Genomic DNA, 22,807 nt, shown 5'->3' with positions numbered 1-22,807 from the left:
TCACGCCATCCCTAAAAAAACAAGATCGGGAGTCGCCCTTGAAAACCCTCCAGAGTCCGCTGGATGTCACGGTTCTTGCCCGTGCCGCCGCCAAGGTCAAGCGCCACGTGCTGCCGCTGTTCGTGGTGATGTTCATCGTCAATTACATTGATCGGGTCAACATCGGGTTTGTACGCAGTCACCTGGAAACCGATCTGGGCATTGGCGCGGCGGCTTACGGCCTCGGTGCCGGTTTGTTCTTTGTGGGCTACGCGCTGTTCGAAGTGCCGTCCAACATGCTCCTGCAACGCTACGGCGCACGGGTCTGGCTGACGCGGATCATGTTCACTTGGGGCGCGGCCGCGATGGCCATGGCGTTCGTCCGAGGTGAAACCAGTTTTTATGTGCTGCGCTTTATTCTTGGTGCGGCCGAGGCAGGGTTCTTTCCGGGGATCATTTATTACTTCACCCAATGGCTGCCAGCCTCCGAGCGTGGCAAGACCATGGCGGTGTTCCTCAGCGGTTCGGCGATTGCCTCGGTGATCTCCGGCCCGGTGTCCGGCGCACTGCTGCACATCAGTGGCCTGGGTTTGCATGGCTGGCAATGGATGTTCTTGATCGAGGGCGCCGCCTCGGTGGTGCTTTGCGCCTTCGTCTGGTTCTGGCTGCAATCGCATCCGCGTCAGGCCAAGTGGTTGAGCGAAGAGGAACGTGATGCGCTGGTGGCGGCGATTGCCGAAGAGCAGCGTGCCCGTGAGGCGGTGCAGGTGGCCAAGCCGTCGATGTTCAAACTGTTGGCAGATCGGCAGATTGCGCTGTTCTGCTTCATCTACTTTTCCATTGCCCTGACCATCTACGGCGCGACGTTCTGGCTGCCGAGCATGATCAAGAAAATGGGCAACCTCGGTGACTTCCAGGTTGGCCTGCTCAACTCGATCCCGTGGATCATTTCGATTGTCGCCATGTATGGCTTTGCGGCGATGGCTGGCAAGTGGAAATTCCAGCAGGCCTGGGTCGCGCTGACGCTGGTGATCGCGGCGATCGGCATGTTCATGTCGACCACCGGCGGGCCGATCTTCGCCTTTGTCGCGATTTGCTTCGCCGCTATCGGTTTCAAGGCTGCTTCGGCGCTGTTCTGGCCTATTCCGCAAAGCTACCTGGATGCGCGCATCGCTGCAGCGGTGATTGCCCTGATCAACTCCATCGGCAACCTCGGCGGTTTCGTCGCGCCGACCGCGTTCGGTTTTCTTGAGCAAACCACCGGCTCGATCGAGGGCGGGTTGTATGGCTTGGCGGGCACGTCGCTGGTTGCGGCGGTGGTGATCTTCTTCGCTCGCACAGCGCCGGCCGGCAAAGGTCAGACCCCGGCAAAGCCCCATGACAAGACCGCCGTCGTTGCGACGGCCAGCCCGGCCGCGAGCCATTGAATTGATTGTCGATCTGTCAGGAGCGTTATCTTGAAAATCACCCGCGTAACTGTGACTCCGATTGCCTTCCGCGATCCGCCGCTGCTCAACGCCAGTGGCATCCACGAACCCTTTGCCCTGCGCTCGATCATCGAGATCGAAAGCGACAATGGCTACATCGGCCTCGGCGAAAGCTACGGCGATGCCCCGGCACTGGCGATCCAGCAGCAGTTGCAGGCGCAGTTGATCGGCCTCGACCCGTTCAACCTCAACCAGTTGCGCGCCATCGTCCAGGCCACTGTTGCCGCGAACAAACCGGCGAGCCTTGCCGGTGCCGAACTGGCGCCCGGTTCCCACGCCAGCAAAGCGGTGAGCAATGCCTACTCGGCATTCGAAGTGGCGTTCCTCGATTTGCAGGCGCATTACCTGAACGTACCGCTGGTGGATCTGCTGGGTGGAGCCATCCGGGATGAAGTGCCGTTCAGTGCGTACCTGTTCTTCAAGTATGCGCAGCATGTCGATTCACCCTACAAGCCAGACAACTGGGGCGAGGCGCTCAGTGAGCAGCAGATCGTGGCGCAAGCTGCGCGGATGATCGAGGCGTACGGTTTCAAGAGCATCAAGCTCAAGGCCGGCACGTTGCCGCCGGAGCATGAAGTGGCGTGCATCAAGGCGCTGAAAAAGGCTTTTCCCGGTTACCCGTTGCGCATCGATCCGAACGGCAACTGGTCGCTGGAAACCTCGATTCGCATGGCCGAATTGCTTGGTGATGATCTGCAGTATTACGAAGACCCGACGCCGGGCCTCGACGGCATGGCCGAACTGCACAAGCGCACGGGTCTGCCGCTGGCGACCAACATGGTGGTTACCGATTTCGACGAGTTCCGTCGCAGCGTCGCGCAGAACAGCGTGCAGATCGTGCTTGCCGATCACCATTACTGGGGCGGTCTGCGCGACACCCAGACCTTGGCGAAAATGTGCGATGTGTTCGGTCTCGGCGTGTCAATGCATTCCAATTCACACCTGGGCATCAGCCTGATGGCGATGGCGCATGTGGCGGCGGCCGTGCCGAATCTGGATTACGCCTGCGACACGCATTACCCGTGGCAGGAGCCGGATGAAGAGGTGATCAAGGGTGGCAAGCTGCCGATTGTCGATGGCTGCGTGAAAATCACCCGTGCGCCGGGGCTTGGGCTGGAGCTGGATCATGATCAGTTGGGCAAGCTGCATGATCAGTACCTGACCTGCGGAATTCGTCAGCGCGATGATGTGCGGCAGATGCAGCGCTACAAGCCTGACTGGAAAGCGGTTAAACCGAGATTTTGAGGTTGCCATTGCCGGCCTCTTCGCGAGCAGGCTCGCACACAGGGGAAATGCATTCCAAGGTGTGGGAGCGAGCCTGCTCGCGAATGGCAGCAACTCATTCTTTCAGAGTGTATGCACCAACCAATCCCGAAACGCTTTCAGCGACGGCAGATTTTCATTACGCGGCGGATACACCAGGTAATAGCTGCGACGACTGGTAATCGGCTCGCCCAGTTGCAACAGCTCACCTTTCAACAACTCATCCTCAACCAGAATCCGCGGCACCAATCCCACGCCAATATTGGCCCGCACTGCCTGAATCAAGTGCGAGGTCATTTCAAAGCTCGGCCCGATGCGCATGCTGCGGTGCGGCAAGCCGTGATGGCTGAACCATTCCGCCCAGGCCTGGGCATTGCTGCTGACGTTGAGCAGCAGTTGCCCGGCGATGTGCTGTTTGGCGTCATCGCGTTCAGCGTCGGACAACTGCGCACTGGCGATCACCACCAGTTCTTCGGTGTGCAGGGGCAGGGCGGTCAATCCCGGCCAGTCACCGCCGCCGACGCAGATCGCTGCGTCGATTTCGCTGGTGTCGAAGTCGATTGCTTCGATTCGCGAATGCAAGTGCACGGTCATGCCCGGATGCGCGGTGTAGAAATCCTTCAGCCGTGGCAGCAACCATTTCGAACCGAAGGTCGGCAGCGTCGCCAGGCGCAGGCTGTGAATGCCCGAACCAAACGCCATCGCCTGCAACGTCGCGCTGCGAATCTGCCCCAACGCTTCGGCGAGTTCACGCTGGTACATGCGCCCGACGTCGGTCAGCACCACTTGCCGGCCTTCGCGCGTGAACAGGCGCATGCCGAGCATCTTCTCGAGAATCTGCACCTGACGGCTGACTGCGCTCTGCGTCAGCGACAGTTCATGGGCGGCGCGGGTATAGCTTTCGTGGCGTGCGGCTGCTTCGAAAGCCAGCAATAACGACATGGAAGGGGTGAGCGTGCGCGGATTCATTCGTAAAAGTCATCAATAGCGGGTCGAATTTACGGTTGTCCCGACGTTCGCCAGCAATGAACATGGGCACCATGAGATGGCGGAGCCTGACGCAATCATTCGTTGCGTACAACTGTTTACCGCCACGCGGCCCGATTTGACCGAGATAACCTGACCGATGATTGCCCAGCTGTCCCCCGCCAAAGCCCTGACCAGCGATTACCAGCAGTTCCTGACAGCCCTGAAAGCCAGCGGTTTTCGCGGTGAAATCAGCGCCGATTACGCCAGCCGCGTGGTGCTGGCGACGGACAATTCGATCTATCAGCGTCTGCCGCAAGCGGTGGTGTTTCCGCGGGACGCCGAGGACGTGGCGCGGGTGGCGCGGCTGATCGCCGAACCGGCGTACCAGCAAGTGGTGATCACACCGCGCGGTGGTGGCACCGGCACCAACGGCCAATCGCTGACCGATGGCATCGTCGTCGACCTGTCGCGGCACATGAACCGCATTCTGGAAATCAACGTTGAAGAACGCTGGGTGCGCGTGCAGGCCGGGGTGGTCAAGGATCAGCTCAACGCCGCATTGAAATCCGCCGGGCTGTTTTTCGCCCCGGAGCTGTCGACCTCCAACCGCGCCACCGTCGGCGGCATGATCAACACCGACGCCAGCGGTCAGGGCAGTTGCACCTACGGCAAGACCCGCGACCATGTGCTTGAGCTCGATATGGTCCTGCGTGGTGGCGAGCGCCTGCACGGGCTGCCGCTTGAGGAGAGCGAACTCGAAGCCCTGTGCGCCCGCGAAGATCGCGTCGGCGAAGTCTATCGCTGCGCCCGGCAAATCATTGATGAGCAGGGTGAGCTGATCAAAGAGCGTTTCCCCGACCTCAACCGCTGCCTGACCGGTTATGACCTGGCGCACCTGCGTGAGGCGGACAACCGTTTCAACCTCAACAGCGTGCTCTGCGGTGCCGAAGGCTCGCTGGGGTTTGTCGTCGAAGCGCGGCTGAATGTCTTGCCGATCCCCAAGCACACCATGTTGGTGAATATCCGCTACGCCGGGTTCATGGACGCACTGCGCGACGCCCGCGCCTTGATGGCGCTCAAACCCTTGTCGATCGAAACCGTTGACTCGAAAGTCTTGCTGCTGGCGATGCAGGACATCGTCTGGCATGGCGTCGCCGAGTATTTCCCGGAAAGCGCCGAGCGGCCGACGCTTGGCATCAACCTGGTGGAGTTCTGCGGCGACGATCCCGAAGAGTTGCAACGCCGGGTCGAGGCGTTTGTCGAGCACTTGAGCAGCGACCGCACGGTCGAGCGTTTGGGCCACACGCTGGCGGTCGGGCACGCCGCGGTAAACAAGGTCTACGGCATGCGCAAACGTGCGGTGGGCCTGCTCGGCAACGTCGCCGGTGAAGCGCGGCCGCAGCCGTTTGTGGAAGACACCGCGGTGCCGCCGCAACACCTGGCCGAATATATCGCCGAGTTGCGCGACTTGCTCGACAGCCACGGTTTGCAGTACGGCATGTTCGGCCATGTCGATGCAGGCGTGCTGCACGTGCGGCCGATTCTCGACATGAAAGACCCGCAGCAAGCCGCGTTGGTGCGTCCGGTGTCCGATGGCGTCGCTGCGCTGACCCAGCGTTACGGTGGCCTGTTGTGGGGTGAGCACGGCAAAGGCTTGCGCTCCGAATACGCACCGGCCTTCTTCGGTGAACTGTACCCCGCGCTGCAAGCCTTGAAGGCCGCGTTCGACCCGTTCAATCAGTTCAACCCCGGCAAAATCGCCACCCCGGCCAACACTGGCGCTGCGCTGCTGAAAATCGACGAAGTGACTTTGCGCGGTGAACTGGATCGGCAGATAGACGAAAAAGTCTGGCAGAGCTACGGCGCGGCCATGCACTGCAACGGCAACGGCGCCTGCTACAACTTCGACCCCGACGATGCAATGTGCCCGTCGTGGAAAGCCACCCGTGAGCGTGCGCAATCGCCCAAGGGTCGCGCCTCGTTGATTCGCGAGTGGCTGCGTTTGCAGGGCGAGGCGGGTGTCGATGTGTTGTCGGATGCGATTCGCAAGCCAGCGTTTTTCAGCACGTTGTGGCAGCGCTGGCGCAACAGCCGCGCGCAGGCCGAAGACTTTTCCCACGAAGTCTACGACGCAATGGCCGGTTGCCTGGCGTGCAAATCCTGCGCGGGGCAGTGCCCGGTCAAGGTCAATGTGCCGGAGTTTCGCTCGCGGTTTCTCGAGCTGTATCACAGCCGTTATCTGCGCCCGGCGCGGGATTACCTGATCGCCTCGCTGGAATACAGCATCCCGTACATGGCGCGGATTCCGGCGCTGTACAACGGGTTGATGGGCGCTGCGTGGGTTCGTCGTCTGCTGGAGCGCGTCGGCGGCATGATCGACGTGCCGTTGCTCAGTCGCTTCGATTTCCACGCGGCGATGCGCCGCTGGCAGGTGCAACCGGCGACGGTGTCGACCTTGGCGGCGCTGACTCCAGCGCAACGCGAACGCAGTGTGGTCATCGTGCAGGATGCCTTCACCCGCTACTTCGAAGCGCCGCTGTTGGCCGATCTGGTCGAGCTGATTTCACGTCTGGGCTATCAGGTCTATCTGGCGCCGTTCAGCGCCAACGGCAAGCCGCTGCACGTGCAGGGCTTCCTCTCGGCGTTCAACCGCGCGGCGTTGCGCAATGCTCGGCAGTTGCGCGAATTGGCCGATGTGGGAGTGCCGTTGCTGGGCCTCGATCCGGCGATGACGCTGGTGTATCGCCAGGAATACCTGAAAGTCCCCGGCATGGAGCAATGCCCGGAAGTCGCGCTGGTGCAGGAATGGTTGCTGAAGGTGATGCCAGAGCAGGCGGCGCAGGATAAAACTGCATCGTTCCGACTGCTCGCCCATTGCACCGAGAAAACCAACGCCCCGGCCGCCACCCGCCAGTGGGAACAGGTGTTTGAGCGCGCAGGGTTGAAACTGGCCACGCAAGCCACCGGTTGCTGCGGCATGTCCGGCACTTACGGCCACGAAGCGCGCAATCGTGAAACCTCGGCGGTGATCTACGAGCAGTCGTGGGCCCGTCAGGTCGACGCGCCGGCGGAGCAGGGCGAAGCACTGGCGACCGGTTATTCCTGCCGCAGTCAGGTCAAGCGCCAGTCGGATCAGGCACTGCGTCATCCGTTACAGGTGCTGCTGGCGGTTCTGCGTCGCTGAGTGGTTCATCGTCTGGAGCGTTGTCCCAGATCAGCCGGGGGTCGAAGCTCATTGCCGAGAGCATGGTCAGCACCACGACCATGCCGAAGAACAGGATGCCCGGCCGCGGTTCGATATCGCCCAGTGTCTGGAATTTCACCAGCGCTGCAACCAGTGCGACCACCAGCACATCGAGCATTGACCAGTAGCCGATCAGCTCGACGAAGCGGAACATTTTCGAGCGCTCCCGGCGTGCCCAGCCACTGTCGCGTTGCACGGTGATCAACAACAGCGACAGGGCGACGAACTTGACGCCCGGCACGGCGATGCTGGCGATGAAAATGATCAGCGCGATGTCCCACGCGCCGTGCTGCCAGAACTCCAGCACGCCGCTCATGATCGTGCTGTCGGCGCCGCTGCCGAGCATGGTGGTGTTCATCACCGGCAGCAGATTGGCCGGCACGTAAAACGCCAGTGCCGCGAGCATGTAGGCCCAGGTGCGCGTCAGCGAGTTCGTCTTGCGCCGGTGCAGCGGCGCATCGCAGCGCGGGCACTCGTGCGGCTCGTCGGTCATGTCGCAAGCCAGTCCGCAGCTGTGGCACAGGCACAGATTGAGTTCGCTGGCAGTCGGTGGCCGTTTCATGGAATGTCCCAGAGGTCGCGGATGTCGCGGCCGGCGATCCTGATCATCATCAAGCTCAGCACGGCTAGCGCGAACAGGCCGATACCGGGCAACACGTCGAGCAATCCGGCCAGTTTGAACACCGCCACCATCGCCCCCAGCAGGCACACTTCGAGCATGCTCCACGGCCGCAGGGTTTCCAGCCAGCGCATGCACAACTTGAAGCCCGGTGCGCGCCTTTCACCCAAGGCAAAGCTCAACACCCAGACCAGCAGCACCAGTTGAAACGCCGGGGCAATGATGATCGAGATCGCCGCGACCATCGCCATGAACGTGATCGGCCCCTGACTCAGCGCCAGCACCGAATCCCAAAGCGTCGCGCTGTTTTTCAGGCCTTTGAGGCTGATGCTCATCACCGGATAAAAGTTGGCGAACAGCCACAGCATCGCCGCCGTGAAGGTCAGGGCCAGACGCTGTTCGACGGTCAAACCGTTGAAACGCTGGAGTACGCCGCCGCAACGCACGCACGAGGTTTTCTGGTGTTTGCCCAGCACGGCTTTTTCGTACACGCAGTCGCAGTGCTCGCAGATGATCAGGTGTTCGGTGTTGACCATGGACAACGCTCGACAGCACGCCGCAAGGGCAGGGGGACCTGATCACTATAGAAGCCTGAGGCCGGAGGGCAACCCGGGCGGCGTGATCGGCAGGGTTTTCTGAGAACTGCTATCGATTGGGCTTGGGAATTTGCTTTTTGGTGTTATAAGGTAACGCAAATTTTTCAGGGCAGTCCTTGTCGGCGCCCGCTGTTATCCCTTCGATTGCGAAACGCTTATGACGATTGTGCTTCCCCGTTCTGCCCCGTTGACTGGCCGGTTGCTGTCCATCGATGCCCTCAGAGGCCTGGTCATTCTGTTCATGCTGCTGGACCACGTGCGTGAAACCTTTTTGCTGCATCGCCAGGTCGCTGATCCGATGGACATTGCCAGCACCGAGCCGGCGCTGTTCTTCAGTCGCACCCTGGCGCATCTGTGTGCGCCGGTATTCGTGCTGCTGACGGGATTGTCGGCGTGGTTGTTCGGCGAAAAGTACGCGGGCAAGGCCGATGTCAGTGCGTTTCTGTTCAAGCGCGGCCTGTTTCTGGTGGTGCTGGAGTTCACGCTGGTGAACTTCGCCTGGACGTTCCAGCTGCCGCCGAGCGTGATTTATCTGCAAGTGATCTGGGCGATCGGCTTGAGCATGATCGCCCTGTCGCTGCTGGTCTGGCTGCCGCGCTGGCTGTTGCTGGCGTTGAGCCTGGCGATCATCGCTGGACACAACCTGCTCGACGCGGTGCATTTTCCAGTGGAGTCGGCGCTGCACGTGCCATGGGCGATTTTGCATGATCGCGGCTGGATCGAAATCAGCGAAAATCTGCGCCTGCGCACTTCCTATCCGTTGCTGCCATGGATCGGTGTGATCGGTCTGGGTTATGCGCTGGGGCCATGGTTTGCTCGCGGCTTTGAAGCGGGTTTGCGTCAGTGCCACCTGCTGATCGCGGGTAGCGCGGGGCTGCTGGGTTTTGTCGGGCTACGGCTGATCAACGGCTATGGCGAAAAACCATGGGCCGTGGGCGACACGTCGGTGAAAACCCTGATGAGCTTTTTCAACATCACCAAGTACCCACCGTCGTTGTTGTTTATCGCGCTGACCGTGAGCGCCGGGCTGTTACTGCTACTGGCGTTCGAGCGTGTACAGGATCGTCGCTGGATTCGTTGGCTGACCGTGTTCGGTTCGGCGCCGATGTTTTTCTATCTGCTGCATCTGTACACGTTGAAGGTGTTGTACCTGATCGGTGTGGCCCTGTTCGGGCTGAATCAAGGCAGCTATTTCGGCTTTTCGTCGGTGGCGGCGATCTGGTTGGCGTCGGTGATTCTGGCGGTTGCGCTGTTCCCGGCCGTGCGCTGGTTCTCGGCGTTGAAGGCCCGGCGCCGCGACATGGCCTGGTTGAAATATCTGTAGATGCCTACCGCCGGTTGCGCACGAAGTCGATAAACGCCTTCAGCGGCGCCGGTACATGGCGCCGGCTCGGGTAGTACAGGTGCAGACCCGGATAGTACGGGCACCAGTCTGCCAGCACTTGCACCAGCCGCTCGCTGGCGAGGTGTTCGCTGACCATGTCTTCGAACACATAAGCCAGTCCCAGCCCCTGCAGTGCGGGCCCGACCATCAGGCTGACATCGCCGAGGGTCAGCGGCCCGTTGACTTCTATTTCCTGGGCGACGCCACCACGTTCGAGTTCCCAGCGATACAGCGAGCCGCTCGGGAAACGGTGGCGGATACACGGCAAACCGTGCAGGTCCGCAGGTTTTTGCGGTGCCGCATGGCGTTGGAAAAACGCGGGTGAGCCGACCACCACCGAACGCATTGTCGGGCCAATCGGCAACGACACCATATCGGCTTCGAGGCGATCGCCGAAGCGCACGCCGGCATCGAACCCGCTGGCGACGATATCCAACAGTGCATCGCTCTCGACCACTTCCAGATGAACGTCCGGATATGCCTGCAAAAACTCGCTGGCAATCGGCAGCAACACCAGTTCGCAGGCTTGCCGCCCGCAGGTGATGCGCAGGTTGCCCGAGGGTTTATCGCGGAAATGGTTGAGGTCTTCCAAGGCGTCGTCGATGTCGCGAAACGCCGGTTTCAGCCGCGCATACAGACGCTCGCCAGCCTCGGTCAACGCCACGCTGCGGGTGGTGCGATTGAACAGGCGCACGCCGAGGCGGTTTTCCAGGGCCTTTACCGAATGGCTCAAAGCGGAGGGCGTGAGGCCCAGTTCGATGGCCGCTTTGCTGAAATTCAAGTGCTGCGCGGTGCACAGGAACACGGACAGATCTGCCGCTGAAGGTGATTTCATCTGTGAATGCCTTTCACAAAGTCATGCAAATTTGTTGGGATTATCGCATCAGTAGCACGGCCTTAAAGTCGCATCAACTCATTAACAAGACCCGGCACCGTTGCCGGGCTTGCAGACCGGAGGAGTTGATATGCGTACCTGGTTCATTACTGGCGCTTCCCGTGGTTTTGGCATCCTCATCGCTGAACAGGCCTTGCGTGCCGGTGACGCGGTCATCGCTACCGCGCGCAACCCGCAAGACATCACCGACCGCCTCGGCGATCAGCCGAACCTGCTGGCGGTGCGTCTCGACGTCACCCGTGAGGAGCAAACGCACCAAGCGGTTGCCGAAGGCATCAAGCGTTTTGGCCGTATCGATGTGCTGATCAACAACGCCGGTTTTGGTGTGCTCGGCGCCGTCGAAGAAACCAGTGCCAGCGAGACCGAGCGTCTGTTTGCCACCAACGTGTTCGGCCTGCTCAACGTCACCCGCGCGGTGTTGCCGCATATGCGGGCGCAACGCAGTGGTCGGGTGATCAACATCTCGTCGATCGGCGGCTACCAGGCTTATATGGGCTGGGGCGTGTATGGCTCGACCAAATTTGCCGTCGAGGGCATTACCGAGGCATTGCATCAGGAACTGGCGCCGCTGGGCATTCAAGCCACGGTGGTCGAGCCGGGCTTCTTCCGCACGGATTTCCTTGATGAACAGTCGCTGATCAAAACCCGGCTTGAGCTGGCGGACTATGACGAAACCGTTGGCAAGATGCGTGCTTTCGCCGAGGCGGCCAACCATGCGCAGCCGGGTGATCCGTTGAAGTTGGCCGAGGCGATGCTGGTGCTGGTCAATGCGCCGAATCCGCCGCTGCGCCTGGCGCTGGGCAGTGACACGGTTGCGCGGATCGAGGCGAAGAATCGGTGGGTGGCGCAAGAACTGGCCGAGTGGAATGAGCTGGCGCTGTCTACCGATTTCGCCAACTGAACGCCGGAGCTGTGAGAGCGAGGCTGCTCGCTCTCATCTTTTTCGTGCGCAAACTTCGGTGGATTTTTCTGTGTATTTCGCGCCTTATTCGCTGCGCAACGCAGCTTTGTGATTTCTCAAAGGATGGAACGAATGATTTCTATGACTCAGCCGCACGGAGCGCGAGACAAGTTGCTCATACTGGCCGCAGTGTGTCTCTCGGCACTGGTCCTGCCGTTAAGTTTTACTGGCGGTGCGGTGGCGACACCGGCCATCGGCCGGGCCTTGGGCGGCAGCCCGGTGGCGCTGACCTGGATCACCAATGCGTTTATGTTGTCGTTCGGCAGTTTGCTGATGGCCGCCGGGGCGTTGGCTGATGTATACGGACGTAAACGCCTGTTCACCTTCGGCATGCTGCTGTTCACCGTTGCGTCGATCGCGCAAAGTCTGGCGCCTTCGGTGTTCTGGCTGGACGTGTTGCGCGCGGTTCAAGGTGTCGCGGGGGCGGCGGCGCTGGCCAGCGGTTCGGCGGCGTTGGCGCAAGAGTTCGAAGGGCATGCCCGGACCCGGGCGTACAGCGTGCTCGGCACTACGTTTGGCATTGGTCTGGCCTTCGGTCCGCTGGTCGCCGGCGCGCTGATCGAGGTCTTCAACTGGCGGGCGATTTTTATCTTCACCGCGTTGATTGGAATCATCGCGCTGGTTTTCGGGGTGCCGCGCATGCGCGAAACCCGCGACCCGCAGGCCAAAGGGCTGGACTGGCCGGGCACGCTGGTGTTCAGCGCAATGCTGGCGCTGTTCACGTTTGGCCTGATCCAGGCGCCGGACAGTGGTTGGGACAGTCCGCTGGTGCTCGGTCTATTGGGCGCTTCGGCCGTGTTGCTGGCAGCGTTCGTGATCGTCGAAATGCGTGTCGAACGGCCGATGCTGGACCTGACCTTGTTTCGTTATCCGCGCTTCATTGGCGTGCAGATGCTGCCGATCGGCACCTGTTTCTGCTACATCGTGCTGGTGGTGATGTTGCCGCTGCGCTTCATCGGCGTTGAGGGTCTGAGCGAGATCGATGCCGGTCTGCTGTTGCTGGCGTTGTCGGCGCCGATGCTGGTGGTGCCGATGCTGGCCGCGTCGCTGGCGCGCTTGGTTTCCGCCGGTATCTTGTCCGGTGCCGGGTTCCTGATTGCCGCCGTGGGCTTGCATTGGCTGAGTCTGTACAACGTCGGTGAGCCGAAGTTCGCGCTGCTGGTGCCGATGTTGCTGATCGGTATGGGCGCCGGTTTGCCTTGGGGACTGATGGATGGTTTGTCGGTCAGTGTCGTGCCGAAAGAACGCGCTGGCATGGCGGCGGGTATCTTTAGCACCGTGCGCGTGGCGGGTGAGGGGATTGCCTTGGCGATTGTCGCGGCAGTGCTGGCGTCATTGCTGCACGCTGATTTGTCGAGTGCCGTGCACGTGGTGACAGGCAGTGCCGAGGCGTCGCTGATCGCCGAGACCGCGCACCGGGTGACCACGGGCGATATGGCCCATGCGATCAACAGCGTTCCGGGGCTGGCCAACGAGCGTTTGGTGCAAGGTTATGCGTCGGCGTTTCAGTATCTGCTGCACATTCTGACGGTGATCACATTGGTGTCGGCGGCGGTGGTGCTGGGATTGTTGAGCAAAGATCGCAGCGTCGCCGAGCCACAACAGACTGCCGCATAAACCCAATGTGGGAGCGAACCTGCTGGCGAAAGCGGAGTATCAGTCGGCATAAGTGTTGACTGATGCGCCGCTATCGCTGGCAAGCCAGCTCCCACAGGGTCCAAAGGCGTCTGCAGCATCAGTGGTTACACCGCAGTCATTGTGGGAGCTGGCTTGCCAGCGATGGGGCCGGTGCATTCAGCATCTTCATCGCTTGATGCACCGCTATCGCGAGCAGGCCCACTCCTACAGGGTTTTCCGGTGTCTGGATTATTTGCGATCCAGCCACACGGTCTGTGCATTGCAGAACTCACGTACGCCGAAGTGCGACAGTTCACGACCGAAACCGCTCTTCTTCACGCCGCCAAAGGTCACGCGCGGGTCGCTGGCGGAGTAGCCGTTGATGAACACGCCGCCGGTGTCCAGTTCGCTGGTCAGTTGCTGGGCCAGTGCCACGTTGGCGGTGTAGATCGTGGCGGTCAGGCCGAACTCGCTGTCGTTGGCCAAGGCCACGGCATGCGCGCAATCGCGGGCGGTGATGATCGACGCGACCGGGCCGAACAGTTCCTGTTTGAACGAGGTCATGCGGTCGGTGACATCGGCCAGCACCGTCGGCTCGTAGTAGTTGCCCGTGCCTTCGGATTTACCGCCGCCGAGCAACAACGTTGCGCCTTCTTCCAGGGTGTCGCGCACTTGCTGGTCGAGTTCTTCACGCAGGTCGAAACGTGCCATCGGGCCGATGTAGGTCTCGGCAGACAGCGGATCACCGACCTTCAACTTGCGCGTGGCCTCGACGAACTTGCGGGTGAATTCTTCGACCACGCCTGCTTCGATGATCAGGCGCTTGGCTGCGGCGCAGACCTGACCGGAGTTCTGGTAGCGACCGATGACTGCCGCTTGTACCGCTTCATCCAGATCGGCGTCGTTGAGGACGATAAACGGATCGGAGCCGCCCAGTTCCAGCACGCATTTCTTCAACGCGGCACCGGCCTGAGCGCCGATCGCCATACCGGCACGCACGCTACCGGTCAGGGTCACAGCGGCAATGCGCGGATCGGCGATCGCGGTGGAAACCCCTTCCGGGGTGACGTTGATCACCTCAAAAACACCCTCGGCGAAACCGGCGCGGGTGAAGGCATCGCGCAACAGGTAGGCGCTGCCCATCACGTTCGGCGCATGTTTGAGAACGTAAGTGTTGCCGGCGATCAGCGCCGGAACGGCACCGCGCAGCACTTGCCAGATCGGGAAGTTCCACGGCATCACCGCGAGGATCGGGCCGAGCGGACGGTACTCGATGCGCGCCTTGCCGCCTTCAACCTGGGTCGGTTCAGCGTCAAGCATGGCCGGGCCGTGTTCGGCGTACCACTCGCAGAGCTTGGCGCATTTCTCGATTTCACCACGGGCCTGGGCGATTGGCTTGCCCATTTCCAGGGTGATCATGGTGGCCATGGCTTCGCTGGTTTCGCGCAGCGCACCGGCGAGGGTGGTCAACAAACGCGAGCGATCCTGCAACGGCTTGCGCTTCCATTTGCCGAAGCCATAAGCGGCGCGGGTCAGTGCGGCGTCGAGCGCTTGCGCGGATTCAAACGCGTAGTGACCGATCTGCTCGCCAGTGGCGGGGTTGATCGAGATGGCGTGGGTCTGGCTGGAAATCTGGCTCATGGCATCGTCCTGCAGGTTCGTCGGATGAGCCTAGAGTAGGGTGGTGTTTGTTTTCTGGAAACTGAATAATAAAGATCGTTTCTTTCACGATTGGAGAATGACTGTGGATCTGGTGCAACTGGAAATCTTCAAAGCCGTTGCCGAGCACGGCAGCATCAGCGCCGCCGCCTCGCAGATCCATCGCGTGCCGTCGAACCTGACCACGCGGATCAAGCAACTTGAGCAGGATCTGGGCGTTGATCTGTTTATCCGTGAGAAAAGTCGTTTGCGTTTGTCGCCGGCCGGGTGGAGTTTTCTTGAATACGCGCGGCGGATTCTCGACCTCGTGCAAGAGGCCCGGGCAACGGTGGCGGGCGAGGAACCGCAGGGCGCGTTTCCGCTGGGTTCACTGGAAAGTACGGCAGCGGTGCGCATTCCCGAGTTGCTGGCGGCGTACAACCAATTGCACCCGAAAGTCGATCTGGACCTGTCCACCGGACCGTCCGGCACCATGATCGACGGCGTGCTCTCTGGGCGCCTCGCCGCAGCGTTTGTCGATGGTCCGGTGTTGCATCCGACGCTGGAGGGCGTGCCGGCATTCGAGGAGGAAATGGTCATCATCGCCCCGATCAACCACGCGCCTGTCAAGCGCGCGGCGGACGTAAACGGCGAGAACATTTATGCCTTCCGTTCCAACTGCTCCTATCGTCATCACTTCGAAAAATGGTTCAGCACCGACGCGGCCGTACCGGGCAAGATTTTCGAAATGGAGTCGTACCACGGCATGCTCGCCTGCGTCAGCGCCGGTGCCGGCCTGGCGCTGATGCCGCGCAAAATGCTCCAGAGCATGCCCGGCAGTGCGACCGTCAGCGTCTGGCCATTGGCGGCGGATTTTCGCTATTTGACTACATGGCTGGTGTGGCGGCGGGGCACGGTGTCGCGCAGCCTGAGCATGTTTGTGCGTTTGCTCGAAGAGCGCGGGGTGGTGCGGGCTGAGGAATGAGGCAGGTTTTTGAGTGTTTCTGTGGTGGAAAAATTTTCGATTAGCAACGTGCGTACCAGTCGCGGTGAATACTTAAAATCGCGACTGGCAGCACGTTTATTTCAAACCACCTGGGCTGCATAACTATCAACTAAAATTAAACTGGAGTGTCGATTGTAACGAATACCTTCCCATTTGAAACTTTAATGGTTTCGTTGTTGTACTCGAACTCCATATCGATGGTTGCGTTAATAGAGTTATGGGCGATTCTCTGTAAATGAAATTTTCCTTTTTTTGCCCTGAGGATTTCGGTATTGATAGACCATGATGACAGGAAGGCGAGGTTTCCACTGACGGCGCTTCCCTTTGGTCCCACTTCATGTTCACCGTCTGGTAGGTCTTTCTGGAAGATAATTTGGATGCCTACATAAGCATCACCACCTCCTTCATCGTAGCGACCCGTGATAAGGAAGGTCCCGTCTTGAGTAGAGGGGATGCATTGAATCCAGTCGGCTTCAAAGTGTTCGCCTGTGTATCTTCGTGGAGGCGTTAAAGTTGCCGTGAATGAGTCGTTGGGGTGTTTTTTATGGGTCGGATTGCTAGCAGCAAACTCTAATTTCTGGTCGGAAGTTTTCATTTTTAAATTCCTTGATTGATTAAATGAAAAATGTTCTGTAATGGGTATTTACCCGGACCACAGATTAACAAAGGATTTTCTATTCGTAACTGTCATAAGTGACAGTTGTTTTTTCGTAAAAAATATGAACGCGGTTGGCCAAGTAACGATGCGCCATGACCACCCTGACATTACACGCCGTGTTGTTTTCCTACGGCACTTTGCAGGATCGCGCTGTGCAACTATCCAATCGTGGCCGCGAGTTGCAAAGTCATTCCTCGACAATCTGCCGGGCTATAAATAGGAGATGGTCGAGATCATCTATCCCACGGTGCTCGCTACCCGCTTTAAACCCATTACCCGATCATTCACATCAGCGGCAACCCGGCGGACGAGATTCCCGGCACGTTTTTCCAGTAAAGTCTGGAGTTGATGCATGGGTTTACTTATAGGCGTGGATGAGGGCAGTAAAAAACGCCCCGTCAATACTGCGCGGCAGATTCAGCGGATTCCCTTCGCGCAACACCTCTGGCAGCAACTCATCGGGAAACCCTTGATACGCCACGGGACGCAAGAAGCGTTCGATCGAGGTCATGCCGACCGAGGTGAAACGGCTGTCCGATGTAGCCGGAAACGGCCCGCCGTGTACGGTGGCGAAGGTCACTTCCTGTGGGTGGGCGAAGGCGTTAACCACGATGCGTCCGGTGCGGCGTTCGAGGATTGGCAGCAGGCACCGCGCCAATTCCAGATCGACACTTTCAAGGTGAATCGCCGCGCTGAGCTGACCCTTGAACGAACGGGCGACGGCCAGCAACTCGGCTTCATCGTTGACCGCAACCAATAGCGCCGACGGGCCAAACACTTCATGGGCCAATGCCGGTTCGCTGAGCAATTGCTGTCCCTCGACTTCCAGCAACGCAGCACGTCCGGCGAGCGTGGCTTCGGCCGGCGTGCCTGCCGCGATCACCTGCGCGCCGGCACGTTCCAAGGCCATCAGACCCTCGACGTAGGCGCCATGAATACCCAGCGTCAGCATTGTCCGCGCCGGTGCTTCGCCGACCCGTTTGCGCATGGTGCTGCGCAACGCCTCAAACCCCGCACCGCGAATGGCGATCAGGATCGAAGGACACAAACAGGCCTGACCAACGTTGACCAGCATGCGCTCGATAAAGCCGTCACCGATCTCGGCGCCGCGAGCCGCCAGCGCATCGGGCAGGATGAAGGTCGGGTTGACGCTGGTCATCTCGGTGAACACCGGGATCGGCTCGGGGCGCAATTGCGCGCGGCGATACAGCGCCATGCCACCGGGTTCGGAGCCGGTGAAGGTCACCGCCTTGATCAGCGTATGATCGACCAGCGCTTCGCCTATGGCATTACCGCCGCCACGCACCATCGAAAAAACACCTTCGTGCAAGCCATGGGCCTGCACGGCTTTACGAATGGCCCGCGCCTGGATTTCCGAGGCGCCGGGATGTGTGTTGTGGGCCTTGAGAATCACGGTGGCGCCGGCCGCCAGTGCAGACGCGGTATCGCCACCCGCCACCGAGTAGGCAATCGGGAAGTTGCTCGCGCCGAAAATCGCCACCGGGCCGATGGCGATTTTTTGCAGACGATGATCCATCCGTGGGCGCGGCTGACGCTCGGGCTGCGCCGGGTCGATCGCCAGTTGCAGGAAGCGGCCCTTGCGCACGACATCCGCGAACTGGCGGAACTGGGTGGCGGCTCTCAACGCTTCGCCCTCAAGCTGAGCTTCGGGCAGTCCGGTTTCCAGCGCAGCGCGTACGGCCAGTTCGCTGCGCACCTCATCAAGGTTGTCAGCGATGGTTTCGAGAAATGCGGCACGTTCGGCCAGTGAGGTGTGGCTGTAGTGGTCGAACGCTGTATCGGCGAGTGTTGCAGCCTGATCAACCTGTGCGGCACCGCCGAAGGCGAAGTCCGGTTCGATCAATTGATCAGTGGCCGGATTCAGCGCTTTCATCGTGCCTTCGGTGGCGGCGACATCCGTCTCGCCGATCAGCAAATGGCCGGTCAGATTCATTGCGCTTCACCTTGTGATTTGAGGTTGGCAATCAGTTCGTCGGTGCTGGCAATGACGTGGGCGAATGTCGGGCCGTTGAGTTCGTGGGCGGCGTGCATCATTTCCGCTTTGAAGGCTGCTGTTGCATCGCGGACGAGGGTGACGTGGTAGCCCAGTTCCGAGGCATAGCGGGCGGTGGCTTCGATGCAGGTGTTGGCCAGCAGGCCGACGACGATCACGTGGGTGACACCTTGCTGTTTTAGGCGAAAATCCAGGTCGGTGTTGGCGAAACCACTGGACCCCCAGTGTTCCTGCACCACGATATCGCCATCCTTCGGGGCGAAATCCGGGTGCCATTCGCCGCCCCATTCGCCACGGGCAAAATGATGCATGTGCATGATTTTGCATTGGGTCGGGGTCGGGTGGTCCCAGGTTTCGTAGTCGCCTTTTTCCCAGCGGTGATGGGGTACGATGACCACCCGAATGTTCAAGTCGCGAACGGTGCGGTCGAGTTTGCGCAGGTTGTCGAGCAGGCCGTTCTGCTCGGCCATCGGTTTGATCAGAGGGAAAATCTTGCCACCGTCCGAAAGAAAATCGTTGTACGGATCGACCAACAGGTAGGCGGTTCTGTCCAGCGGATAGGGGGTATTCGACATGGCGGCTTGCTCCGGCAATGGGATTATCGGTGCACAGGGCTTGTCCCGGCATCCTGTAGATATGATAATCATAGTAACTGTAAAAGAGGCAAGCCCTGATGGCAGTAAACGATAGTCTTCCCGACACGCTGTGCCCGATCTCACGGGCCGAGACGATCGTCGGCGACCGCTGGACCGTGCTGGTTTTGCGCGAGTTGTTCATGGCCAATCATCGCTATGACGAGATCCAGGCGCAGACCGGCGGTACGCCGCAAATGGTCGCCGCGCGTCTGAAATGTCTGGAAGCGGATGGGCTGGTTGAACGCCGGTTATACAACGAGCGGCCGAAACGCTACGAGTACCACCTCACCGCGAAAGGCGAGGCGTTCTACCCGGTGATCATTGCGTTGCGTGCGTGGGGAGAGACCTGGTGCAAATCACCGGAGGAGGGGCTGGCGGTGAACATGACCCACAAAAGCTGCAACCACGGCGCCGGCCTCGGGCCACTGTGCGAACACTGCGGCGAACCGTTGCGTCGGGAAGACCTGATCAGCCAGCCACAGGCAGCCTACGCCGCCGAACGGCAGGCGCGGCGTGAGGCGTTCAAAAGCAAGTAACCTTGATCACGGCGTGCCGTTTCGACCGTGCAGCCTGTAGCCGGGATGCAGGCTCAAGCGTTCGTAATAGGCTGTCACCGCGGCAAAGTCCGGGTGAGCCAATGGCGTTTCGAACCAGCGGTTTACCGACAGCCCGATGGGAATGTCCGCCAGGGAAAACTCTGCGCCGCTGACGTAGGCACCGGTCTTGTCCAGTTGCCGGTTGAGGATGGCCATGTTCCGCGCCCAGTCGCGGCAACCGGCTGCCAGTGCGGCGTTGTCCTGATGCTCCGGTGATTGGCGCACCAGTGACAGAAACGCATACGACCACGAGCGATTCAGCTCCGACGCTTGCCAGTCGATCCACTGATCAACCCGCGCCCGGGCTTGCGGTTCGCTCGGATAGAGCTGCGAACCGTCATAGCGCGACGCCAGATAACGAATGATCGTGTTCGATTCCCATAACGTGAAATCGCCGTCCTGAATCACCGGCACCATGGCGCAGGGATTGAGCGCGAGAAATTCCGCATCGTTGGTCGATCTGAACCCCGATCCCCAGTCTTCACGCTCGAAAGGAATGTGCAATTCAGCGCATGTCCACAAGACCTTGCGCACGTTGATCGATGAGGCTTTACCGAGTATTCGCAGCATTGGATGTCCCTTACCCAATCGTTGTCAGGTGTAAAGAAATACCACACCGCAACAGAGAAGGCCCGCACAGTGCGGGCCTTCGTTTTTCAGCGCATCAATCTCACAGACTGCTCGCCAGTTTCCCGCCCATCATCCGCCGGCGATAGGACGTGTCGCGGTTGGCCAGCCAGAAATACAACGGCGAGGTCACCAGCAGTCCCACCAGCCAGGACAGATCCGCACCGTTGATATGCGCCGACACCGGGCCGACGTACAGCGGCGTGTTCATGAACGGGATCTGCACGGCGATGCCGATCGCATAGGCCAGCAACGCCTGCGGGTTGTAGCGCCCGTAGATGCCGCCGTCGACCTGGAAGATCGACTGGATGTCGTACTGGCCTTTGTGGATCGCGTAGAAGTCGATCAGGTTGATCGCCGTCCACGGCACCAACACCACCAGCAATACCAGCACCATGTCGACGAAGTGGCCGATGAAGTCCTTCGAGGCACCGACGGCGGCAAAGCAGCAGGCCAGCAACACGATGATCGAGATCACTGCGCGGCTTTTGGCGGTGGGGATCCAGCGGTAGGCGAAGGTTTGCACCAGCGTGATCAACGACAGCACCGCGCCGTAGAGGTTGAGGGCGTTGTGGCTGATCACGCTGAGCAGGAACAGCACCAGCATCAGCGGGCCAATGGAACCGGTGGCGAGTTTCACCGCGTCCATGGTGTCCATGCCCACGGGCGTGGCCAGCACCGCGACGGCACCGAAGATGAACGCCAGACTTGAACCCAGCGCCGAGCCCAGATACGTGGTCCAGAATGTCGACGAGACTTTCACGTCCGCCGGCAAGTAGCGCGAATAGTCGGACACGTACGGCGCAAACGCGATCTGCCACAACGCGGCGAGCGACACGGTGGCCAGCCAACCGGAGAGGTTGAAGCTGCCCCGGGTGAGGAAGTCGTCAGTCTGAATGTGGGTGAAGATGTAGCCGAAGCCGACAACGATGCCGATCCCCAGCACCCAGGTGCCGATGCGGTTGAGCACGTGGATAAAGCGGTAGCCGATGATGCCGATGATCCCCGAGCCAACCGCGCCGATGACGATGCCGACCGGCACTGGAACGCTGTCGACCACGCCATGCAGCGACTTGCCGGCCAGCACGATGTTGGAGGCGAAGAAACCGATGTACATGACGCCGGCAATCAGCACCACCAGCAACGCGCCGAGGGAGCCGAATTGCGCGCGGCTCTGGATCATCTGCGGGATGCCCATCTGTGGGCCCTGTGCCGAATGCAGTGCCATCAGCACACCACCGACCAGATGGCCGACCAGAATCGCGACGATGCCCCAGAGCAGATTCAAGTGAAACAACTGCACGCCCAGCGCACCGGTGACGATGGGCAACGGCGCGATGTTGCCGCCGAACCAGAGGGTGAACAGATCCCTGACCTTTCCATGGCGATCTTCGGGGGGCACGTAGCCTATCGTGTGTTTTTCAATCAGCGGAGCGGAGGATGCTGCAGGGGTAGCCATGACGAACTCCAAGGCAAGGATGAGTACGTGGACGTACTTCGGCAAGCGCCGGCACGGGCGGCGCATTTCTTGTTGAAGTGATCATGTGCAAAGCGTCGGGATAGATAAATTAGTAAGTTTGTTGCTACAGACCTTAAAAAAAATATGCTTGGGCTGGCGCCAGCCTCCGGTATGTTCAAGCTTGATCGTGCGCCAGGGAAACAGGGCGAACACCCGCGCTCTTTGGGAGACTCACATGGCCGCCTACAACCTGCGCCAGCTCAAATACTTCGTCACCACCGCCGACTGCGGCAGCGTCGCCGAAGCCTCGCGCAAGCTCTACATCGCGCAACCGTCGGTCTCCACCGCCATCAAGCACCTGGAAGAAAGTTTCGGTGTGCAGCTGTTTATCCGCCACCACGCCCAGGGCGTCTCGCTGACGCCCAGTGGCTCGCGGTTCTATCGCAAGGCGTTGGAGCTGCTGCGGGTGGCCCACGAGTTCGAGCAGAACGCGCTGGCCGATAACGATGTGGTCGCGGGGCAGATCGATATCGGCTGTTTCGAAACCGTCGCGCCGCTGTACCTGCCGCGCCTGATCGCCGGTTTCAAGGCGCGCTGGCCGGGGGTGGAAATCCGCATTCGTGATGGCGAACAACAAGAACTGGTGCAGGCCCTCACCGCCGGCAGCATTGACGTGGCGATGATGTTCGAACACGACCTGGACAGCACCATCGAAACCACACCACTGATGCCGCCGCAACAGCCTTACGCATTGCTGCCGGCCAGCCATCGCTTCGCGCAACAGGCCAAGGTCTCGCTGGATGATCTGGTGCTGGAACCGATGATCCTGCTCGACGTGGTGCCGAGCCGAACCTATTTCGTGAGCATCTTCGAAGAGCGCGGGCTGACGCCGAACATTGTCTTCAGCTCACCGTCGATCGAGATGGTGCGCGGCATGGTCGGCAACGGTTTCGGCTTTTCGATTCTGGTGACCAAACCGTTCAGTGACTACACCTACGATGGTCAGCAAGTCGTCTGTGTGCCGCTGGCGGAAGACGTCACCGGTTCGGGATTGTCGGCGGCTTGGCTGCGTCGCGTGCAACTGACCAAACCGGCGCAGTTGTTTGTCGATCACTGCCGCGAAGAGCTGGCCCGACTGCACCCGTGAGTGCCGCCGAGCC

19 protein-coding genes are annotated in these 22,807 nt (G+C 60.4%); 9 read left to right on the top strand and 10 right to left on the bottom strand.

Annotated features, from left to right (window positions below; genetic code table 11):
• Nucleotides 1-38: 38 nt before the first annotated feature.
• The gene (locus QZR14_RS15585; RefSeq protein WP_311997037.1) at nucleotides 39-1,406 is read left to right on the top strand and encodes an MFS transporter; all 1,368 of its coding nucleotides are present in this window, start codon (nucleotides 39-41) and stop codon (nucleotides 1,404-1,406) included.
• 30 nt (nucleotides 1,407-1,436) lie between these two features.
• Nucleotides 1,437-2,711 (top strand): glucarate dehydratase family protein, encoded by a 1,275-nt coding sequence (locus QZR14_RS15580; RefSeq protein ID WP_123448950.1) that lies wholly within the window; start codon nucleotides 1,437-1,439, stop codon nucleotides 2,709-2,711.
• 102 nt (nucleotides 2,712-2,813) lie between these two features.
• Here the strand turns inward: QZR14_RS15580 and QZR14_RS15575 are convergent, their stop codons facing one another.
• Nucleotides 2,814-3,698: a LysR substrate-binding domain-containing protein gene (locus tag QZR14_RS15575; RefSeq protein WP_250606697.1), complete on the bottom strand. Its 885-nt coding sequence runs from the start codon at nucleotides 3,696-3,698 to the stop codon at nucleotides 2,814-2,816.
• 157 nt (nucleotides 3,699-3,855) lie between these two features.
• On the opposite strand from QZR14_RS15575, the gene ydiJ reads away from it, so the two are divergent.
• A complete protein-coding gene (gene ydiJ / locus QZR14_RS15570; RefSeq protein ID WP_311997036.1) occupies nucleotides 3,856-6,882 on the top strand; it encodes a D-2-hydroxyglutarate dehydrogenase YdiJ in 3,027 nt (1,008 codons plus the stop codon).
• Here ydiJ and QZR14_RS15565 read toward each other — a convergent pair.
• Together QZR14_RS15565 and QZR14_RS15560 are read right to left on the bottom strand one after the other, a co-directional pair.
• Nucleotides 6,815-7,504 carry a paraquat-inducible protein A gene (locus tag QZR14_RS15565; protein ID WP_311997035.1) on the bottom strand — a complete coding sequence of 230 codons (690 nt, stop codon included), beginning with the start codon at nucleotides 7,502-7,504 and terminating at the stop codon, nucleotides 6,815-6,817. The two genes, ydiJ and QZR14_RS15565, sit on opposite strands and share 68 nt — an antisense overlap.
• A complete protein-coding gene (locus tag QZR14_RS15560; RefSeq protein ID WP_250606694.1) occupies nucleotides 7,501-8,097 on the bottom strand; it encodes a paraquat-inducible protein A in 597 nt (198 codons plus the stop codon). Before QZR14_RS15560 ends, QZR14_RS15565 begins: the two co-directional genes overlap by 4 nt.
• Nucleotides 8,098-8,314: 217 nt before the next feature.
• Between QZR14_RS15560 and QZR14_RS15555 the strand changes: the two genes are divergently transcribed.
• A complete protein-coding gene (locus tag QZR14_RS15555; RefSeq protein ID WP_311997034.1) occupies nucleotides 8,315-9,481 on the top strand; it encodes a DUF1624 domain-containing protein in 1,167 nt (388 codons plus the stop codon).
• 4 nt (nucleotides 9,482-9,485) lie between these two features.
• On the opposite strand, the gene QZR14_RS15550 is transcribed toward QZR14_RS15555, so the two are convergent.
• Entirely contained in the window at nucleotides 9,486-10,376 is an 891-nt protein-coding gene (locus QZR14_RS15550; RefSeq protein WP_250606692.1) for a LysR family transcriptional regulator, read from the bottom strand.
• A 130-nt stretch (nucleotides 10,377-10,506) separates the two neighbouring features.
• Here QZR14_RS15550 and QZR14_RS15545 point away from each other — a divergent pair, with 130 nt between their 5' ends.
• Together QZR14_RS15545 and QZR14_RS15540 are read left to right on the top strand one after the other, a co-directional pair.
• Nucleotides 10,507-11,337: an oxidoreductase gene (locus QZR14_RS15545; protein WP_311997033.1), complete on the top strand. Its 831-nt coding sequence runs from the start codon at nucleotides 10,507-10,509 to the stop codon at nucleotides 11,335-11,337.
• 132 nt (nucleotides 11,338-11,469) lie between these two features.
• Nucleotides 11,470-13,014, top strand: a complete 1,545-nt coding sequence (locus tag QZR14_RS15540; RefSeq protein WP_311997032.1) for an MFS transporter — start codon at nucleotides 11,470-11,472, stop codon at nucleotides 13,012-13,014.
• 249 nt (nucleotides 13,015-13,263) lie between these two features.
• Here QZR14_RS15540 and QZR14_RS15535 read toward each other — a convergent pair whose 3' ends face one another.
• A complete protein-coding gene (locus tag QZR14_RS15535) occupies nucleotides 13,264-14,655 on the bottom strand; it encodes an aldehyde dehydrogenase family protein (RefSeq protein ID WP_311997031.1) in 1,392 nt (463 codons plus the stop codon).
• A 103-nt stretch (nucleotides 14,656-14,758) separates the two neighbouring features.
• Here QZR14_RS15535 and ptrR point away from each other — a divergent pair, with 103 nt between their 5' ends.
• On the top strand, nucleotides 14,759-15,637 hold the full coding sequence (ptrR, locus tag QZR14_RS15530; protein WP_311997115.1) for a putrescine utilization regulator PtrR: 879 nt from the start codon (nucleotides 14,759-14,761) through the stop codon (nucleotides 15,635-15,637).
• Nucleotides 15,638-15,773: 136 nt separating this feature from the next.
• Here ptrR and QZR14_RS15525 read toward each other — a convergent pair whose 3' ends face one another.
• The 3 genes from QZR14_RS15525 to QZR14_RS15515 form a co-directional block, all read right to left on the bottom strand.
• Entirely contained in the window at nucleotides 15,774-16,253 is a 480-nt protein-coding gene (locus tag QZR14_RS15525) for a hypothetical protein (protein WP_311997030.1), read from the bottom strand.
• 421 nt (nucleotides 16,254-16,674) lie between these two features.
• Nucleotides 16,675-18,270, bottom strand: coding sequence for an aldehyde dehydrogenase (NADP(+)) (locus QZR14_RS15520; protein WP_311997029.1), 1,596 nt, complete (start codon nucleotides 18,268-18,270; stop codon nucleotides 16,675-16,677).
• Complete coding sequence (locus tag QZR14_RS15515; protein WP_250606686.1) at nucleotides 18,267-18,905, bottom strand: isochorismatase family cysteine hydrolase; 639 nt, start codon at nucleotides 18,903-18,905, stop codon at nucleotides 18,267-18,269. The genes QZR14_RS15520 and QZR14_RS15515 overlap by 4 nt, the downstream gene beginning before the upstream one ends.
• Before the next feature lie 98 nt (nucleotides 18,906-19,003).
• Between QZR14_RS15515 and QZR14_RS15510 the strand changes: the two genes are divergently transcribed.
• Nucleotides 19,004-19,501, top strand: a complete 498-nt coding sequence (locus QZR14_RS15510; RefSeq protein WP_311997028.1) for a winged helix-turn-helix transcriptional regulator — start codon at nucleotides 19,004-19,006, stop codon at nucleotides 19,499-19,501.
• A gap of 6 nt (nucleotides 19,502-19,507) precedes the next feature.
• On the opposite strand, the gene QZR14_RS15505 is transcribed toward QZR14_RS15510, so the two are convergent.
• Complete coding sequence (locus QZR14_RS15505) at nucleotides 19,508-20,131, bottom strand: glutathione S-transferase family protein (protein WP_311997027.1); 624 nt, start codon at nucleotides 20,129-20,131, stop codon at nucleotides 19,508-19,510.
• A gap of 100 nt (nucleotides 20,132-20,231) precedes the next feature.
• The gene (locus QZR14_RS15500) at nucleotides 20,232-21,647 is read right to left on the bottom strand and encodes a purine-cytosine permease family protein (protein WP_007910838.1); all 1,416 of its coding nucleotides are present in this window, start codon (nucleotides 21,645-21,647) and stop codon (nucleotides 20,232-20,234) included.
• Nucleotides 21,648-21,882: 235 nt separating this feature from the next.
• Between QZR14_RS15500 and QZR14_RS15495 the strand changes: the two genes are divergently transcribed.
• Entirely contained in the window at nucleotides 21,883-22,794 is a 912-nt protein-coding gene (locus QZR14_RS15495) for a LysR family transcriptional regulator (protein WP_250606682.1), read from the top strand.
• Nucleotides 22,795-22,807 lie beyond the last annotated feature (13 nt).

This window comes from Pseudomonas sp. rhizo66 (genome assembly GCF_031931925.1).
GTDB lineage: Bacteria > Pseudomonadota > Gammaproteobacteria > Pseudomonadales > Pseudomonadaceae > Aquipseudomonas.
Note: the sequence above shows the minus strand (reverse complement) of the source record. Positions and strands in the feature narration are given on the sequence as shown.